Here is a 16924-nt window from a genome sequence, read left to right as displayed (position 1 = left end):
TGTCGAGGATGATCATCGCGCTTCTGCCGATGCTCCTGATCGGCTGCGACAGCAAGGTGCCGCCGCCGGCGGCGGTGATGGAGGTTCCGGTCGTCACCGTCGCCGCCAGGGACGTGAACATCCCCCTTGACGTGATCGGCGAAACCGTCGGCTCCACCGACGTGACCATCCGCGCACGGGTCGACGGCTTCCTCGACGGCATCCACTTCAAGGAAGGCACCTTCGTCGACAAGGGCGCGCTGCTCTACAGCATCGACCCGCAGCCGTTCCAGGCCAAGGTCGCCCAGGCCAACGCGATGCTGGCGCAGGCGCGCACCAGCCTGGTGAAGACCAAGGCGGACCTCGACCGCATCCGGCCGCTGGCCGAGATCAACGCGGTCAGCCAGCTGGATCTGGATGGCGCGGTGGCCAACTACGAGGCGGCCAAGAGCTACGTGGAAGCGGCCAGGGCGCAGGTCGAGCTGGCCCAGCTCGAACTGGGCTACACGAAGATCCATGCGCCCGAGCGCGGTCTGATCGGCCTGTCCGAGGCCGAGGTGGGCGACTTCGTCAGCCAGCGCAACAACGGCGGCCTGCTCAACGTCATCTCGCGCACCGACCCCATCGCCGTGCGGGTGTCGATCACCGAGCGCGGCTACCTCAACGCCGCGCGGCGGCTGGCCGACCAGCAGCAGGGCAAGGCCGCCGATGGCAGCATCGCGACCGCAGCCCAGCGGCCGCTGTCGCTGATCCTCGCCGACGGCAGCCTGTACGAGCAGCGCGGCGTGCCGACCAAGGTCGACCGCAACATCGACCCCACCACCGGCGCGCTGACCATCGAGGCCGAGTTCCCCAACCCGCAGGGGCTGCTGCGCCCCGGCATGTTCGCGCGCATCCGCTTCGATGCCGACGAGATCAAGGGCGCCATCCTGCTGCCGCAGCGCGCGGTCAGCGAGCTGCAGTCGGTGCACCGGGTGTTCGTCATCAAGGCGGACGACACGGTAGAGGTGCGCCAGGTGCAGGTGGGCCAGCGCCTGGGCAGCGACTGGGTGATCGAGTCCGGCCTCAAGGCCGGCGAGCGGGTCGCGGTGGCGTCGCTGCTGCGCCTGCGTCCGGGCATGACCGTCAAGCCGCGTCCGGCCGATGCCAGCGAGCTGCCGCCGGTGGCGGAGGGTGGCAAGAATGGGTGAGTTCTTCGTTCGCCGGCCCATCTTCGCGATGGTGATCTCGATCATCATCGTCATCGTCGGCCTGGTGGCGATGGGCAGCCTGCCCATCGCCCAGTACCCCGACATCACCCCGCCGGAGATCAAGGTCGAGGCCACCTACGACGGCGCCAACGCGGTGAACGTCGAGCAGTCGGTGGCCACGCCGCTGGAGCAGAAGGTCAACGGCGTCGAGAACATGCTGTACATGAAGTCGACCAACGCCGGCAACGGGCAGATGACCCTGTCGGTGGCCTTCGAGGTCGGCGCCGATCTCGACATCTCCAACGTGCTGGTGCAGAACCGCGTGTCCGAGGGCTCGGCGCAACTGCCCGAGGACGTCAAGCGCAAGGGCGTCAAGGTCAAGAAGGCGCTGGCCTTCCCGCTGATGCTGGTGACCTTGCGCTCGCCGGGCGGCAGTTACAACGCCGACTTCCTCACCAACTACATGTCGATCAACGTGCTCGACGAGATCGCCCGCATCCAGGGCGTCGGCCAGGTCACCATCTTCGGCGGCGCCGACTACGCCATGCGCATCTGGATCAAGCCGGACCAGCTCAGCCGGCTGGGGCTCACCGTGCCGGACATCGTCACCGCCGTGCAGCAGCAGAACGTGCTGACCCCGGCCGGCAAGCTCGGCGGCCCGCCGGCCGCGCCCGGTACCGAGTTCGCCTACGCGGTACAGACCCGTGGCCGCCTGGAGACGCCCGAGCAGTTCGGTCAGGTGGTGGTGCGCTCCAATCCGGACGGCTCGCAGGTGTTGCTGCGCGACGTGGCGCGCATCGAGCTGGGCGCCGAGACCTACAACCAGATCGGCGCCTTCGGCTCCAAGCCGGCGGCGGTGCTGGCGGTCTACCAGCTTCCCGACGCCAACGGTCTGGAGGTGGCGGAGAAGATCCGCGCAGCGATGGAGCAGATGAAGGAGCGCTTCCCCCAGGACATCGAGTACGTGGTTTCCCTGGACACCACCAAGCCGGTGTCGGCGGGCATCAAGGAGATCGTCCGCACCCTGTTCGAGGCCACGGTCATCGTCACCCTGGTGGTGTTCATCTTCCTGCAGAACTTCCGCGCCACCCTCATCCCGACCCTGGCGGTGCCGGTGGCGCTGGTCGGCACCTTCGCGGTGTTCCCGCTGCTCGGCTTCTCGATCAACACCTTCTCGCTGCTCGGCCTGGTGCTGGCCATCGGCATTGTGGTGGACGACGCCATCGTGGTGGTGGAGGGCGTGTCGGAGAAGATGGAGCGCGGCATGCCGCGCCGCGAGGCGACCATCCAGACCATGAAGGAGGTCAGCGGCCCGGTGATCGCCACCGCGCTGTCGCTCACTGCGGTGTTCGTGCCGGTGGCCGCCATGTCGGGCATCACCGGTCGGCTCTACCAGCAGTTCGCCATCACCATCGCCATCTCGGTCATCATCTCGGCGATCGTCGCGCTGTCGCTCAGCCCGGCGCTGTCGAGCACCCTGCTGCAGCCCCACGGCCATGGCAGCAAGGGCTGGCTGGGGCGCTTCTTCGCCGGCTTCAACCGCATTCTCGACGCGGCGACCGACAGGTACATCGGCCTGACCAGCCGCTTCACCCATCGCCCGCTGCGTGCGCTGGCGGTGCTCGGCGTGCTGGTGGTGCTGCTGGTAGCGTTGTTCCGCAGCGTGCCCGGCGGCTTCGTGCCCGAGGAGGACCAGGCCTACCTGATGGCCAACCTGCAGCTGCCCGACGCCGCCTCGCTGGAGCGCACCCACGCCGCCGCGGCCAAGGTCGAGGCGATCCTCGCCGCCGAGCCGGCCATCGAGTCGTACACCACGGTGACCGGCTACAGCTTCCTGTCCGGCGCCTCGTCGACCAACAACGCCTTCTTCTTCATCCAGCTCAAGGACTGGGACGAACGACCGGCAGCCCAGGACAAGGCCACCAACGTGGCGCACCGCCTGAACGGCAAGCTGGCGGCGGTCAACGAGGGCATCGCCATCGCCTTCGGCCCGCCGGCCATTCCCGGCCTCGGCACCGGCTCCGGCTTCTCGATCATGCTGCAGGACCGCGTCGGCAACAGCCCCGACTACCTGGCCGAGCAGACCCGGGCGTTCATGGAGGCGGCCGGCAAGCGCCCGGAGCTGGCCGGCCTGTACACCACCTACCGGGCCACGGTGCCGCAGATCTACATGGACGTGGACATCCAGAAGACCATGAAGCTCGGCGTCGCCCCGGCGGACGTCAACCAGACCCTCGGCGCCTTCCTCGGCGGCGCCTACGTCAACGACTTCAACCGGTTCGGCCGGCTGTACAAGGTCTACGTGCAGGCGGAAACCGACTACCGCAAGGATCTCGCCGACGCCTCGCTGTTCTACGTGCGCAACGCTGCCGGCGCGATGGTGCCGATGAACACCCTGCTCACCGACGAGTCCACCAACGGCCCCGAGTTCACCTACCGCTTCAACATGTTCCGCGCCGCTGAGGTCACCGGCCGCCCGGCGCCGGGCTACAGCTCGGCGCAGGCGCTGAAGGCGCTGGAGGAAGTGGCGGCCGAAGTGCTGCCCAGCGACATGTCCTACGCCTGGAACGCCATGTCCTACCAGGAGAAGGCGGCGGAGGGCTCCGGTAGCATGGTGTTCGTCATGGCGCTGGTGTTCGTGTTCCTGATCCTCGCCGCCCAGTACGAGAGCTGGTCGCTGCCCTTCGGCGTGCTGTTCGGCACGCCCATCGCCATCTGCGGCGCGATGTTCGGCCTGTGGCTGGCGCGCCACTTCAGCGCCAGCTACGAGAACAACGTGTTCGCCCAGATCGGCCTGGTGATGCTGATCGGCCTCGCCGCGAAGAACGCCATCCTGATCGTCGAGTTCGCCCGCACCGAGATCGAGAAGGGCAAGGGGCCGGTGGAGGCGGCGCTGGCGGCGGCGCGGCTGCGCTTTAGGCCGATCCTGATGACCTCGTTCGCCTTCATCCTCGGCGTGATCCCGCTGATCCTCGCCAGCGGCGCCGGCGCCGAGGCGCGCAAGATCATGGGCATGACCTCGTTCGCCGGCATGCTCACCGCCACCGTGGTCGGCGTGGTGCTGGTGCCGGGGCTGTTCGTGGTGGTCGAGAAGTACCTGACCGGCAGGAAGAAGAAGCCGCCGCAGGCCGAGCACGTGAACGAGGAGGCCAGGCCATGAAGGGATTCGTCCGCCGGCCGCTGCCGGCGACCGTGCTGCTGTCCGGGCTGCTGCTGGTCGGCGGCTGCATGGTCGGCCCCGACTACCAGCGTCCGCCGCTCGACATGCCGGTCGCCTGGAAGGAGCCGGCCGCCACCGATGCCTCGTTCGCCAACCTCGACTGGTGGGATGTGTTCGCCGACGACAGGCTCGACGCGCTGATCCGCGAGGCTCTGGACAACAACCGCGATCTCGGCGTGGCGGTCGCGCGCATCGAGGAGGCGGCGGCGCTGCTGCGCATCGAGCGGGCCAACCAGTTCCCGGTCCTCGACGCCGAGGCCGGCGCCGGGCGCTCCTCGCAGAGCCGCAACATCCTGCCGGGGGCCGAGACCGAGAGCAGCTACTTCCTCAACGGCGCCGCCTTCTTCGAGATCGACCTGTGGGGCAAGCTGCGCCGCGCCACCGAGGCGGCGCGGGCCGACCTGCTGAGCAGCGAGGAGAACGCGCGCAGCGTGACCATCTCGCTGGTCGCCGCGGTGGCCACCACCTACTTCCAGCTGCTCGACCTCGACGACCGCCTGCGCATCTCCACGCGCACCCTGAAGTCGCGCGAGGACGCCCTGGCGATCATCCGTGCGCGTTTCGAGAAGGGCACGGTGCCGGAGCTGGACGTCAACCAGGCCGAGATCGAGGCCGCCGACGCCCAGGCCTCGGTGGCCGCCTTCGACCGCGCCGTGCGCCAGACCGAGAACGCCCTGAGCGTGCTGGTCGGCTCGCGGCCGCGGGCCATCGAGCGCGGTACGCAACTGGCGCAGCAGAGCCTGCCGGTCGAGGTGCCGGCTGGCCTGCCGCTGAACCTGCTGGAGCGCCGGCCGGACATCCTCGCCGCCGAGCAGATACTGGCCGCCGAGACCGCACGCATCGGCGTGGCTCGTGCCCAGCGGCTGCCGTCGCTGTCGCTGACCGCCAGCTTCGGCTATGCCAGCCGCGACCTCAGCGACCTGGTCGAGGGCGACAGCGAAAGCTGGAACGTGCTCGGCAGCCTGTTCGCGCCGATCTTCAACGCCGGGCAGCTCAAGGCCGTCGAGCAAGCCCAGCGTCAGCGCGCCGAGCAGGCGCGGCTGGGCTACGAGCAGGCGGTGCTCAACGGCCTGCGTGACGTCGACGACTCGCTTGCCGGCCTGCGCACCGCGCGCGACGAGCACGTCGCCCGCCAGCGGCAGCTCGCCGCGGCGCGCACCGCGGCGCGCCTGTCGCGGGCGCGCTACGACGGCGGTCTGGTCAGCTACCTGGAGGTGCTGGACTCCGAGCGCAGCCTGTTCCAGGCCGAGCTGCTGGAGTCGCAGACCCGCCAGCAGCAACTGAGCGCGGCGGTCAGCCTGTACCGGGCGCTGGGCGGCGGCTGGTCGCCGTCCGATGGCCAGCCGTGAGCGAGGAGTGAAGCCATGCGCTGGCCTTTCCTGCCCCTGCTGTTGGCCGCCGTGCTGGGCGCGCCGGCGCACGCCGGGCAGGTCATGGACAGCATCAAGGCGCGCGGCGAGCTGCGCTGCGGGGTGAGCGAAGGCATTCCCGGCTTTTCCGAGGCGGATGCCGGCGGGCGCTGGCGCGGCCTCGACGCCGACTTCTGCCGCGCGGTGGCCGCGGCGCTGCTGGGCGATGCCGAGAAGGTGGCCTTCGTGCCGCTGCGGGCCTCGACCCGCTTCCCCGCCCTGCAGGCGCGCAAGATCGACCTGCTGGTGCGCAACACCACCTGGACCCTGACCCGCGAGGCCTTCCTGCAGGTGCAGTTCCCGGCGGTGCTGTTCTACGACGGCCAGGCGTTCATGGTGCCCGGCGCCAGCGGAATCGGCCGGCTGGCCGATCTTGGGCAGGCGACCATCTGCGTGGTCAAGGGCACCACCCACCAGGGCAACCTGGCCGACTACGCCCGGCTCCATGGCCTGAGCTGGCAGCCGCTGGTCATCGATTCGCTGCCCGCCGCGACACAGGCCTTCCTGGCCGGCCGCTGCCAGGCGCTGACCGCGGATTCGGCGCAACTGGCCGCCATGCGCCTGCAGGCGCCCGGTGACCCGCAGGCCCTGGTGATCCTGCCGGAGCGCATCTCCCGGGAGCCGCTCGCGCCGGTGGTGGCGGGGGAGGATCTGCAGTGGGTCAGCCTGGTGCGCTGGGTGCTGCACGTGCTGGTGCTGGCCGAGGAGTTCGGCGTGACCCAGGCCAATGTCGATGCGCGCGTGGCCGAGCTGGGCGGGGCCACCGGGCGCCTGCTGAGCGGCGAGGACCGCCGGCTGGCGCAGGCGCTGGGCGCCCGCGACGACTGGGCGCTGCGTGCGGTGAAGGCGGTCGGCAACTATGGCGAGCTGTACGAGCGCAATCTCGGCGCCGCCAGCGGGCTGCACATCGAGCGGGGGCTCAACCGCCTGTGGCGCGACGGCGGGCTGCTGTACGCCCCGCCGATCGACTGAGCGAGGATCGCATGACCGACCTGCAGATCTACCTGACCCTTGGCGTGTTCTCGGCGGTGATCCTGGCGATCGCCTTCGACCTGATCGACATGGCGGTCGCCGCGCTGCTGGGCGTGGGCGTGCTGCTCGCCAGCGGCATCCTCACCGACAACGACCTGATCGCGGCCCTGCGCATGGCGGGCGGCCCGATATCGCTGCTGTTCGGCGGCATGGTGGTGGCGCGCGTGCTGGCCAGCACCGGCATCTTCGAGCGGGTCGGCGGCCTCTATCTGCGCGCCACCGGCGGCAGCGGCAGGCGCTTCCTGATCCTGCTGGTGCTGCTGGTCGCCCCGGTGTGTGCCTTCCTGCCCAACGCCACCACGGTGATCCTGCTCGCCCCGGTGATCATCGGTGTGGCCCGCGCCCTCAAGGTGGATTTCGTCGGGCCCATGGTGGTGACGGCCATCGTCAGCAACGCCGCGGGCATGCTCACCCTGGTGGGCGATCCGGCCACCTTCCTGGTCGGCAGCTCGATCGGTATGAGCTTCGGCCAGTACCTGCGCACGGTCAGCCTTGCCGGCCTGCTGGCCGTGCTGGTGATCATCCCGCTGCTGCCGTGGCTGATGCCGCAGGTATGGCGGGCACAGATCGAGCTGCCGCCGCCGGGGCCGGTGGTTCCGCTGCAGCGGCCGTGGTTCGCCCTGCTGGCCCTGGCCGTGCTGGCCCTGATGGTGCTGCTGTTCCTGTTCGGCGAGCAGCTGCCGGTGCGCATCGTGCCGCCCTCGGTGGCGATCATCGCTGCCGGCCTGGCGCTGCTCATCGTCTATGCGGTGCATGTCGAGCCGGTCGAGGTGGTGCTGCGCGACATCGACTGGAAGACCCTGGTGTTCCTCGGCGCCATCTTCTGCCTGGTCCAGGCGTTCACCCAGACCGGCCTGCTGCAGGGCCTGGCTCTCAAGCTGCACGAGTGGTTCGGCACCGAGTTCGCGCTGGTGGCGCTGGCCCTGCTGGCGGGCATCGGCCTGCTGTCGAGCCTGCTCGCCAACATCCCGGTGGTGGCCGCCGCGCTGGTGATGACCAAGGGCTACCTGGTGGCCGCCGAGGTGGTGCCGGAGATCGCCTTGGGCGTGGGCTTCACCGACTGGCCTGCCGCCAGCCTGCCGGTGTTCATCGCCCTGATGTTCGGCGCCACCCTCGGCGGCAACGCCACGCTGATCGGCGCCTCGTCGAACATCGTCACCGTCGGCATCTGCGCGGCGCAGGGCGAGAAGATCAGTTTCGTGCGCTTCTCGCGCTTCGGGGTGCCGATCACCCTGGTGCAGCTCGGCGTGTCGGCGCTGTACGTGGTCGGGCTGTTCTGGCTGGCGCGCTAGCCGAGGAGGGGCGATGAAAGGGCTCTCGGTCGCGGCGCTGGGGCTGGCGGCGCTCTGCGTGGCCCAGGCGGGCTGCACGAGCATCGGCCCCGGCACCGTGGAGCGCGACCGCCTGGACTACTCGGCCGCAGTGGGCGACTCGTGGAAGAGCCAGATGCTGCTGAACCTGGTGAAGCTGCGCTACGGCGATGCGCCGGTGTTCCTCGACGTCGGGCAGATCGTCGCCGGCTACTCGTTCCCGCGCAGCCTCGGCGCCGTCGCAGCCGTCAACCAGACCGACGGCGCTCCGGTCATCAACAGCTCCGTGGGCCTGTCGGCCGGGGCCACCTTCAACGACAGCCCCACCGTCACCTATGCGCCGATGACCGGCGAACGCTTCGCCCGTTCGCTGATGACGCCGATACCGCCTTCGGTGATCCTCAACATCATCCAGGCCGGCAACCCCGTGGAGGAGGTGTTCCGCACCTCGGTCCAGTCGGTGAACGGCGTCGACAACCGTCGCGTCGGTCGCCTGTTCGTGCGGCGGGCCAACCCGGAATTCTACGCCCTGCTGCCGAACCTCGAGCGCCTGCAGTCGTCGGGCGACATCGGCATGCGCGTCCGGCAGCAGGACGGCGAGGCGCAGCTGCAGATGATCTTCCGCCCGCGGACCGCCGCCGCCGAGGAAAGCGCCCGGCGCAATGTGGCGACCATCCTCGGCCTGGACCCCGAGGCGCGGGAGTATCAGGTCAGCTATGGGACCGTGGCCGGCAGCGACCGGGAAATCGCCCTGCTGACCCGCTCGATCTACGAGATCCTCGTCGACATCGCCTCGTTCATCTCGGTGCCCGAGGCGCATGTGGCGGAGCGGCGGGTGCGGCCGACCGCGGAGGGCGACATCGGACCCAACGGCGCCATTCCGCCGCTGATCCGGATCGCCAGCTCTGCGCAGCAGCCGGCCGACGCCTTCGTGGCGGTTCCATACCAGGGCTACTGGTTCTACATCGACAACCGGGATATCCCCTCCAAGCAGATATTCTCGTCGATCATGTTCCTCTTCACCTTCGTGGAGACCAGGAGCAGTGAAGCCGCGCCCATCCTGACGATTCCGACCTCGCGCTGAGACGGCCAGACATGAGCAAGCGAATGATGCGCAAAGGTGCCGTACTGCTGTTGTCCTTCGCGCTGTTCCTGACCGGCGCGGGAGCGGCCTGTGCCAGCCCTCCGCAGGCGCAGCGCGGCGCACTGCCGATCACCATCGGTTACCAGTCGAACACCGACTGGCTGCTGCTGGTGGCCAGGGACCTGCATCTGTTCGAGCGGGCCGGGCTGAGGCCGAGCTTCGTGAAGTTCGTCGCCGGGCCGCCGATGATTGCCGCTGCCCGGGAGCAGAGCATTGATGTGGCTTCCATCGGCAGCGTGCCTTTCATCAGCGGACTGACCCAGGGCGTCGACTGGGTGGTGGTCGGCATCAACCCGGAGAATGCCTACGGCGAAGGCCTGGTCGCCCGGCGGGGCAGCGGCATCGAAACGGTCGCCGACCTGGCCGGCAAGCGCATCGGCTTCTTCCGCGGCTCGACGGCGCATTTCGGGCTGATGATGACTCTGCGCCAGCTGGGCATCCGCCGCGACCAGGTCGAACTGCTCGACATGCCCCCTGCGGAGCAGTTGAGCGCGCTGGCCGGCAACAGGATCGACGCCGCCATGGTCTGGGAGCCCTGGATGCAGAAGATGGTGCATGAGGCGAACGGCCGCCTCATCGTCACCGAAGGAGCCATGGGCATCTACACCTCGGTATCGGTCTACGCGGCCCGCAGCGCATGGCTGCGGGAAAACCGTGAAGCGGCGGTGCGCTTTCTGCGTGCGCTACTGATGGCCAGCAAGGTCATGCAGAAGAGCCCCGAAGTCGGCATCAAGGCGCTGGCGCGGGAGATGAGCATCCGGGAGGAGTGGGCCGAGGCGATCCACGAGAACTCCCCGCCACCCGACCTGTCCCTCTGGGTGGATGCCCGTTACCGGTATTCGCTGGTCAAGGACGCGGAGTTCCATCGCCGCCTCGGCTATCTGGTGACCTTCCTGCTCGAAGAGCAGGTCATCGCCGAGGAGGTGGACGTGCGCAACATCCTCGATGTGTCGGTCATCACCGAGGCCTTGAAGGCGCGGGAAACCGAACGCTGAGGGCCGATGGGCCCCCAGTCGTGGAACCAGCGTGCGGGTTCTACTCCTCCTCGATGAGCGCCTGCAGCCGTCCGGAGTTCACCGCCTCCACCAGGACCGCATGGTCCCGCGCGGTCTGATCGGCATAGGCGAGGGAAAAGTCGCCCAGCGCCTCGTCGAAGGCATCGCTCTTGCCCAGATAGCCGCTGATGGTCGCCGCATCCCCCGACTTGGCGTGGGCTCGGGCCAGCACCAGGCCGCAGAGCCCGGCGTAGCGCTTGAGCTGGGTGGCTGAGACGCCCTCCAGGGGGATGGACATCTTCATGTCCCGCAGCTGGCGCACGAAGAAGTCGCGCCCCGCCCGACCGCGTGCCCAGCCGAGGAAGATGTCGCTGGAGGACTGCATCAGCCTCTGCCCCATGACGATGCGCTGGCCCTGGTTTTCATAGCGGCTTTTCCCAGCGTAGGGTTCGAGGACCGAGTGACAGGCTTCCTTGAACTGGAGGATCAGCGGGTGGTTTTCTTCGGAGAACATCAGCGCGATGAAGCAGCGGGTGCCGACGCTGCCGATACCCACCACTTTCAGCGCGGCATCCACCAGGCGATAGCGATCCAGCAGCACACGGCGTTCGTCGGACAGCGTCGCCCGGTAGTCCGCCAGCCCCTCATGGACCTTGTCCATGAACTCGGGATCGGCGACGTGGTAGATGATCGGCGGCTGATCGACGATGCGGGGGTGCCCGGCCACCTGCTCGGCCAGCTTGGGGAAGACGTTTTCGACCACCCGTTCGTGGGCCTTTTCGGCGAGCTGCTGGCGCAGTTTCCGCACCTTTTCGTCGGGCGCCATCTCGATCAGGGTTGCCTCGTCCAGGCGCGAGTACCAGACCTCCAGGGGGCTCATCCGGGAGTATTCGCGCAGGTTCTCCCGGTAGGCGCGCACACAGGCCACGGCCGCATCCCGCGACTCATCATCGGACAGCCGGTTGTCGCGTCCGGCGACCGCGAAACTGGCGGCCAGCCGCTTGATGTCCCACTCCCAGGGGGCGGGAAGGGTTTCGTCGAAGTCGTTGAGATCCAGCACCAGGTTGCGTTCCGGCGTGGCGAACAGGCCGAAGTTCATCAGGTGGCAGTCGCCGCAGGTCTGCACCCGGATGCCGGTGCTGGGGGTGATGGCGAGATCGTGGGCCATCAGCGCCGCCGAACCGCGCAGGAAGGCGAAGGGGCTGCGCAGCATGCGCCCGTAGCGGATCGGCACCAGCTCCTGCAGGCGATCCTTGTTCGATTTCTCGAGAATGGCGATGGGGTCGCGCCCCCTGGCCGGCGGCGTCCAGGCGGCATGGCTGCTGCGCGGGATCTTCTCGCGCAGCGCTCGCCCGGTGTTGATGCGCTCTTCCCGGGAGCGGAATACCGGGGCTGGTTCGGCTGGCTGGTGGCTCGCGGTCCTGCTCTTCTTGTGCGATTTCTTCTCGCTGCTCATGGTTGCCCCTGCAAATGTCGACGGCGGTCGGCTGGCGGTCATGTCCCTAGAACGGCCTGCCCAGATAGAAATAGAAGCTGTCGTTGCCGTCCTCCGCACGCCCATAGCCCAAATAAACCGGGCCGAGCGGACTGTCGGCGGCGATGAAGATGGCGGCGGACCTGAGCCAGTCTTCGCTGTTGCCCGGAACCAGCGGATTGCCGATCCGGCTGGCCTCCAGGGAAAAGCCGGTGTAGGCGCCTTCGAAGATGCTGCCTTCGAGGATCCGGTGGTAATACATCAGCCTGCCGAACTGCAGTTGCTCGCCCAGCAACTGGCCGGTGGAGTAGCCGGAGCCGGTCAGGAATCCGCCCCACTGGAACTGGTCGTAGCGTGGCAGGGGATTGCTGCCGATCTTGTCGCCGGCCTTGAAGGCAAGGTTGAGGGTGTGGTTGCCGAACGAGAACGCGCCGTTGCCGTCGGCGTCCCACTTGGTGTACTCGTCGTCGGCGCCGAGCGCGCCGGTCGAGTCGAAGATGCCGGCTCCGGCGCGCCAGCCCGAACGGGGGAAGTGCACGCTGTCGAGCTGGTCGAGCTTCAGCCGGGCGCGCCAGGCCCCCTGGATGATCCGCGACTCGCCGGGCGACAGGCTCTCGGGGCCGGTGTCCAGTTGCGGCTTGAGACGTCCGCCGACGGCGCCGATACGGAATTCTCCGTAGCGGCTGAACTGGCTGCCCACATCCACCCCGCCGAGCATGGAGGTCATCTCGTAGCTGGCCACGCGGTCGTCGTCGCGGTAGAGATCGGCGGTGCGCCGCTCGATGGCGGCATGCGGTGCGATGAAGAAGCGGCTGGTGGCGCTGAACGGCTGGTAGAACTCGGTGTACAGGCCGCTGGTGTGGCCGAGCTGCACGTCGGTGCGCCACTCGGCGCCGCGGTCGTTGATCCAGGTCTTGCGGTAGCTGCCGAGGATGTTGAAGAACGCATCGCCGCTGAAGTCGCTGGACAGTCCCAGGCCGAAGCGCAGGTAGTTGGGGCCCCAGGATTTCTCCACGGCGTCCACGGCGAGGATGCGCTTGCCGGGCTCCTCGATGAAGCGGTAGTTGACGTGCTCGAAGTCGCCGGTGCCGTAGATGCGGCGCATGTCGCTGTCGAGGGTGTCCTGCTCGATCTGCTCGCCGGGCCTGGTGTCCATGGCCGCCTGGGCGGTCTTCGGATTGACGCGCTTGAGGTTCTCGAAGCGGATCTCGTCGACCGGGCGCAGGTCCGGCGCCACGGCGATGGTCTGGCCCTGGCGCAGCGCCGCATACTCGGCGGCCGGCAGGGACAGCCGGGCGAGGCGGTCGGCGACCTGGCGCGCCGCCGCCTCGCCGATCGGGGCGATCTGCTCCAGGTGGTCGAAGTCGCCGGTCGAGAAGTCGCCGAGGTCGGGGGAGATGAGGATGTCCTGCGGCTGCAGGGTGGCGAGCGAGGCCTGCACGTTCTGCTCGGTGAGGATGCTGAGCATCTGCCCGGTGACGCCGAAGATGCCGCTGAGCTGCTCGCGGGTGAGCAGGGGGGTGCCGACGTTCACCGCGATGACGATATCGGCGCCCATCTCCTCGCGCGCGGTCTGGATCGGCAGGTTGCTGGTGAGCATGCCGTCGACCAGGATCATGCCGTCGAACTCCGCCGGCGCCACCGCGCCGGGTACCGACATGCTGGCGCGCATCACGTTGGCCAGCTCGCCCTGGTTGAACACCACCGCCTTGCCGGTCACCAGGTCGGTGGCCACGGCCCGGTAGGGAATCGGCAGCGCGTCGAAGCGGTAGTGGCCCTTGGCCTTGGACAGCCGGCGCAGCACGGTTTCCAGCTGTACGCCGGTGACCACGCCCTTGCCGAACTTGACCTGGCCGTTGTCCAGGCCGACTTCGGGGGTGAACAGGATGCCGTAGTCGTCCTCCTTGCGGCGCATGGAGCGTTCCTGGCGTGGCGGGTCCTCCTTGAACAGCAGCTCGGTGGAGATGGTGTTGAGGATGGTGTCCATCTCCGCCGTGGAGGTGCCGGTCGCGTAGGCGGCGCCGACCAGGGCGCCCATACTGGTGCCGGCGATGCAGTCGACCGGCACGCGGTACTCCTCGAGCACCTTGATCACGCCGACGTGCGCCGCGCCCCGCGCGCCGCCGCCGGAGAGGACCAGGCAGATCCGTGGGCGTTTCGTGCTGCCTTCCGGCCGGGCGGCGGCGATGCTGTCCGCCGGCACGGCCAGGGCGGGCGGCATGGTGGCCATCGTCAGGGCCAAGGCGACGAGGACGATCCATTCACGAAGTGGCATGCCCATTTTCCCCTGTTGCGCTGGTCCTGAGTGGTGGTTTCGCTCACTGTCCGGTGTCGATGTCATCGTCCGCTACGCCGGCGGGTGAAGCCCGGCCCGGCTCGCGGATACGCCTGGAGAAGTCTGCGGCGCTGTCCGCGGCCTGCGCCCGGGCGTTGACGTGGACCTGCTGCTGCAGTTCGGCGAACGGCAGGCCGCGGCTGTCCAGGCGTCCCTGCTCGTAGAGGAACTCCGGCAGGTAGCCGCTGGCCAGGATCCTCCAGTCGAACGGCAGGTGGCTGGGGTTGACCCGAGTGTTCATCCAGATGGTGGTGGTGCAGTTGGTGGTCAGGGTGTTGTAGAACTCGGGGCGCTCGTGCAGCTCGTTGATGCGCTGCATGTATTCGAGGAACAGGCGCCGGCCGTTGTCGAGATCGCCCTTGAGGCGGTAGACGTAGACATCCTCCGGCGGGTCGTGCCGGTAGTTGGTGCGCAGGCGGATGACGTCGCGCTCGTCGGCCACCACGTAGTAGAGCTCGTACTGGCGGAAGAAACCCTTGAGGGTCGAGTAGCCTTCGCCCTTTTCCTTGCGCGTCTCGATGGACACTGCCAGGTGGTCGCCCTTGCCGAAGTCGAAGCTGAGGAAGATGTGGGCGATGGCCGGGCCCATCCAGTACACGGCGACCAGATCGACCCCCTGCAGCTGGCGCAGGTCGAAGCGCCGGTCGTACCAGGCGGGGGTGAAGTCGGTTTCGCTGCGATAGTCGAAGTTGCGGATGTCGTGCACGGTGACCATGTCGCCTTCGATGCTGGCATGGGGGAGCACGGCGACGTCCGCCAGCCAGTCGCGCTGGTTGGAGGGCTCGATGCCGTGCCACCAGACCAGCAGGACGACGAACAGGGTGAGGTAGCAGCCCAGCATCGTCCGCCGCCAGCGGTGCAGCGGCAGGGCGCCGAGGGCGAGCAGCGTGGCAAGGGCGACGCCGGCAGCCAGGGCATTGCGCAGGGGCTCGTCGCGCGGCCCCGCGTAGAGCAGGGCCAGCGCGCCCCAGACGCCGGCGGCAAGGACCAGCAGGCCTAGCAGGAGCAGGCCGAGAAAGGTGGCAATGCGGATCGGAGTCTTGCGCATGGGGCCTCCGCCCTGATCGTGAAGCATCTCCGCTGCTGCAGACCGGGCGCACCGCTGACAGGTTGCCGCGCCGGGACAACGCGCGGCGGTGCAGGCCAGCAGGACAGGTCAGTGAAAGTGTGGCGGGTTTCCCCGGCCTGTCCACCCCGCAGGCTCGACCAAGGCCTGCGGGGCTGCGTTCAGGAGGCGGGGCGCTCGGCGTACTGCGGCAGGTCGTCGTGGATCTCGCACCACTCGGCCCTGGAGCCGACGAAGATGTGCGCGGTCGGCTTGCCGGCGATGGGCGTATCCAGCGTGCCGATGCGCAGGCGCAGCAGCTCCGGCTGCCCCGGGCGACGGCTGTACAGCGGCGAGCCGCACTTGCCGCAGAACACGCGGAACACGCCCGGCGAGGACTGGTATTCGGCCAGCGCTTCCTGCCCCTGGACGAGATGGAACGCGCTGGTGCTCACCGAGGCGTTGGTGGCGAATGCCGAGCCGTTGGCCTTGCGGCAGCGCGAGCAGTGGCACATGACGATGGGACCGAGTTCGCCGTGGATTTCGTAGCGGACCGCGTTGCACAGGCAGCTGCCTTCGAGCATGGGACTCTCCTTGTGGGTAGGGACAGGACGGGCGTTTGCGTCGTGCAGCTTACCGCGGCCCCGGCAGCCGGCGAAGATCGTCCGGAAGCCTTCCGGCTGCACGTTTTCTCATCTTGCCGACATCCGCCTCACGAAATCTTCACGCTCGCCTGCGTACGCTGAACGAACTGAGAGTTTCCCCTGTTTGCCCCGCCACCGAGCGGGGCTTTTTGTTTCCGGGCGTCCGGGTCAGGGCAGCACGGTCAGCTGCTCGACCCAGACCAGCTCGCAGGCGCCAGCGCCGGTGTCCTCCCGGCTCAGGGAGCTGACCCACTGGAAGCCGTCATCGCCCTCGACACGCACCAGCTGGCCGGACAGGCGGATACGCGCGCCCGCCTGCAGCCTGTCCAGCGTGGCGGCTACCGCGGCACTGGCCGGGATCATGTGCATGTTGGCGCTGTGCCTCTCGATCTCCCGGCGGGGGATGGGCAGCTCGTCGGCTCGCCAGTAATACCAGCGGTTGCTCTGGCGGATCTCGATCTGCCCGGACAGGCCCGGATCGGCCATGGGGCCCCAGCCCAGCGCCAGGTCGGTGGGCGAGACCTGGGCGCCGCGGTCGAAACGGTAGTCCTCGCGTCCCAGCACCAGCGCCTCCTCGAGCTGGAAGGGCTGCAGCGCTTCAACGCGATGATCGCCGATCCGCAGCTGGCCGCCAGCCAGGTCGCCGCTCACCGGCGGCGCCTTGGAAGCCGGAGTCAGCACGATCCACGCCAGCCACAGGCCGGCCAGCCATACGGTCAGTTTGAAGAGGCGCTGCAGGTTCATGGCTCGCGGTTGGCGTGGAGGGGGAGGCGAGTTTAACCGCTGCGACGGAGCGAAAGCTGCGGCTTCGTGCTATGTTCCGCGCCTTGCAACGTGCTCTGGAATCACCATGAAATTCATCCATCAACGCGAACAGCTCAACGAGGACGACCTGGTCATCATCGAAAGCTCGCAGCCCTGCAACATCCGCCTGATGAACGACGCCAACTTCCGCGCCTTCAAGAACGGCGCCCGGCACAACTACATCGGCGGCCACTTCGATCGTTTCCCGGCGAAGATCCGCGTGCCGGGTGACGGCTTCTGGAACATCACCCTCGACACCGTCACCCGCCGCCCGATCAGCGTGACGCGCAAGCCGAAGCTGGAGTATTCGATCAGGATTCGGCGGGCGAAGGGGGCGCATTGA

Annotated in this window: 13 protein-coding genes; 8 read left to right on the top strand and 5 right to left on the bottom strand. The window is 68.5% G+C overall.

Features of this window, described 5'->3' with window-relative positions; all coding sequences use genetic code 11:
- Positions 1-8 precede the first annotated feature (8 nt).
- Genes SK095_RS04525 through SK095_RS04495 form a run of 7 tightly spaced genes read left to right on the top strand, consistent with a single transcriptional unit; the run spans position 9 to position 10279 of the window.
- Positions 9-1169 carry an efflux RND transporter periplasmic adaptor subunit gene (locus tag SK095_RS04525; RefSeq protein WP_320548031.1) on the top strand — a complete coding sequence of 387 codons (1161 nt, stop codon included), beginning with the start codon at positions 9-11 and terminating at the stop codon, positions 1167-1169.
- On the top strand, positions 1162-4329 hold the full coding sequence (locus tag SK095_RS04520; RefSeq protein WP_320548030.1) for a multidrug efflux RND transporter permease subunit: 3168 nt from the start codon (positions 1162-1164) through the stop codon (positions 4327-4329). The genes SK095_RS04525 and SK095_RS04520 overlap by 8 nt, the downstream gene beginning before the upstream one ends.
- A complete protein-coding gene (locus SK095_RS04515) occupies positions 4326-5738 on the top strand; it encodes an efflux transporter outer membrane subunit (protein WP_320548029.1) in 1413 nt (470 codons plus the stop codon). The genes SK095_RS04520 and SK095_RS04515 overlap by 4 nt, the downstream gene beginning before the upstream one ends.
- A gap of 15 nt (positions 5739-5753) precedes the next feature.
- Positions 5754-6770 (top strand): amino acid ABC transporter substrate-binding protein, encoded by a 1017-nt coding sequence (locus SK095_RS04510; RefSeq protein WP_320548028.1) that lies wholly within the window; start codon positions 5754-5756, stop codon positions 6768-6770.
- Between the two features lie 11 nt (positions 6771-6781).
- Positions 6782-8122 carry an SLC13 family permease gene (locus SK095_RS04505; protein WP_320548027.1) on the top strand — a complete coding sequence of 447 codons (1341 nt, stop codon included), beginning with the start codon at positions 6782-6784 and terminating at the stop codon, positions 8120-8122.
- A 13-nt stretch (positions 8123-8135) separates the two neighbouring features.
- Positions 8136-9224 carry a hypothetical protein gene (locus SK095_RS04500; RefSeq protein ID WP_201485880.1) on the top strand — a complete coding sequence of 363 codons (1089 nt, stop codon included), beginning with the start codon at positions 8136-8138 and terminating at the stop codon, positions 9222-9224.
- 11 nt (positions 9225-9235) lie between these two features.
- Positions 9236-10279 carry an aliphatic sulfonate ABC transporter substrate-binding protein gene (locus SK095_RS04495; RefSeq protein WP_320548026.1) on the top strand — a complete coding sequence of 348 codons (1044 nt, stop codon included), beginning with the start codon at positions 9236-9238 and terminating at the stop codon, positions 10277-10279.
- 40 nt (positions 10280-10319) lie between these two features.
- On the opposite strand, the gene SK095_RS04490 is transcribed toward SK095_RS04495, so the two are convergent.
- The 5 genes from SK095_RS04490 to SK095_RS04470 all read right to left on the bottom strand — a co-directional run bounded on the left by SK095_RS04490 (position 10320) and on the right by SK095_RS04470 (position 16521).
- On the bottom strand, positions 10320-11735 hold the full coding sequence (locus SK095_RS04490; RefSeq protein WP_320548025.1) for a DUF2252 domain-containing protein: 1416 nt from the start codon (positions 11733-11735) through the stop codon (positions 10320-10322).
- Between the two features lie 46 nt (positions 11736-11781).
- Positions 11782-14028 (bottom strand): patatin-like phospholipase family protein, encoded by a 2247-nt coding sequence (locus SK095_RS04485; protein WP_320548024.1) that lies wholly within the window; start codon positions 14026-14028, stop codon positions 11782-11784.
- A gap of 43 nt (positions 14029-14071) precedes the next feature.
- A complete protein-coding gene (locus SK095_RS04480) occupies positions 14072-15136 on the bottom strand; it encodes a DUF4105 domain-containing protein (protein WP_320548023.1) in 1065 nt (354 codons plus the stop codon).
- Positions 15137-15315: 179 nt separating this feature from the next.
- Positions 15316-15717: a GFA family protein gene (locus SK095_RS04475; protein WP_136488606.1), complete on the bottom strand. Its 402-nt coding sequence runs from the start codon at positions 15715-15717 to the stop codon at positions 15316-15318.
- Between the two features lie 228 nt (positions 15718-15945).
- Complete coding sequence (locus SK095_RS04470; RefSeq protein ID WP_201485875.1) at positions 15946-16521, bottom strand: hypothetical protein; 576 nt, start codon at positions 16519-16521, stop codon at positions 15946-15948.
- Positions 16522-16627: 106 nt separating this feature from the next.
- Between SK095_RS04470 and SK095_RS04465 the strand changes: the two genes are divergently transcribed.
- Entirely contained in the window at positions 16628-16924 is a 297-nt protein-coding gene (locus SK095_RS04465) for a DUF1883 domain-containing protein (protein ID WP_136488604.1), read from the top strand.

Source organism: Pseudomonas sp. AN-1 (assembly GCF_034057115.1).
In the GTDB taxonomy this organism is placed as follows: Bacteria; Pseudomonadota; Gammaproteobacteria; order Pseudomonadales; family Pseudomonadaceae; genus Geopseudomonas.
Note: the sequence above shows the minus strand (reverse complement) of the source record. Positions and strands in the feature narration are given on the sequence as shown.

Excerpts from the sequence above, each read along its gene's own strand:
- SK095_RS04525 (WP_320548031.1), top strand. The coding sequence starts at position 9 with ATGATCATCGCGCTTCTGCCGATGCTCCTGATCGGCTGCGACAGCAAG.
- SK095_RS04520 (WP_320548030.1), top strand. The coding sequence starts at position 1,162 with ATGGGTGAGTTCTTCGTTCGCCGGCCCATCTTCGCGATGGTGATCTCG.
- SK095_RS04515 (WP_320548029.1), top strand. The coding sequence starts at position 4,326 with ATGAAGGGATTCGTCCGCCGGCCGCTGCCGGCGACCGTGCTGCTGTCC.
- SK095_RS04510 (WP_320548028.1), top strand. The coding sequence starts at position 5,754 with ATGCGCTGGCCTTTCCTGCCCCTGCTGTTGGCCGCCGTGCTGGGCGCG.
- SK095_RS04505 (WP_320548027.1), top strand. The coding sequence starts at position 6,782 with ATGACCGACCTGCAGATCTACCTGACCCTTGGCGTGTTCTCGGCGGTG.
- SK095_RS04500 (WP_201485880.1), top strand. The coding sequence starts at position 8,136 with ATGAAAGGGCTCTCGGTCGCGGCGCTGGGGCTGGCGGCGCTCTGCGTG.
- SK095_RS04495 (WP_320548026.1), top strand. The coding sequence starts at position 9,236 with ATGAGCAAGCGAATGATGCGCAAAGGTGCCGTACTGCTGTTGTCCTTC.
- SK095_RS04490 (WP_320548025.1), bottom strand. The coding sequence starts at position 11,735 with ATGAGCAGCGAGAAGAAATCGCACAAGAAGAGCAGGACCGCGAGCCAC.
- SK095_RS04485 (WP_320548024.1), bottom strand. The coding sequence starts at position 14,028 with ATGCCACTTCGTGAATGGATCGTCCTCGTCGCCTTGGCCCTGACGATG.
- SK095_RS04480 (WP_320548023.1), bottom strand. The coding sequence starts at position 15,136 with ATGCGCAAGACTCCGATCCGCATTGCCACCTTTCTCGGCCTGCTCCTG.
- SK095_RS04475 (WP_136488606.1), bottom strand. The coding sequence starts at position 15,717 with ATGCTCGAAGGCAGCTGCCTGTGCAACGCGGTCCGCTACGAAATCCAC.
- SK095_RS04470 (WP_201485875.1), bottom strand. The coding sequence starts at position 16,521 with ATGAACCTGCAGCGCCTCTTCAAACTGACCGTATGGCTGGCCGGCCTG.
- SK095_RS04465 (WP_136488604.1), top strand. The coding sequence starts at position 16,628 with ATGAAATTCATCCATCAACGCGAACAGCTCAACGAGGACGACCTGGTC.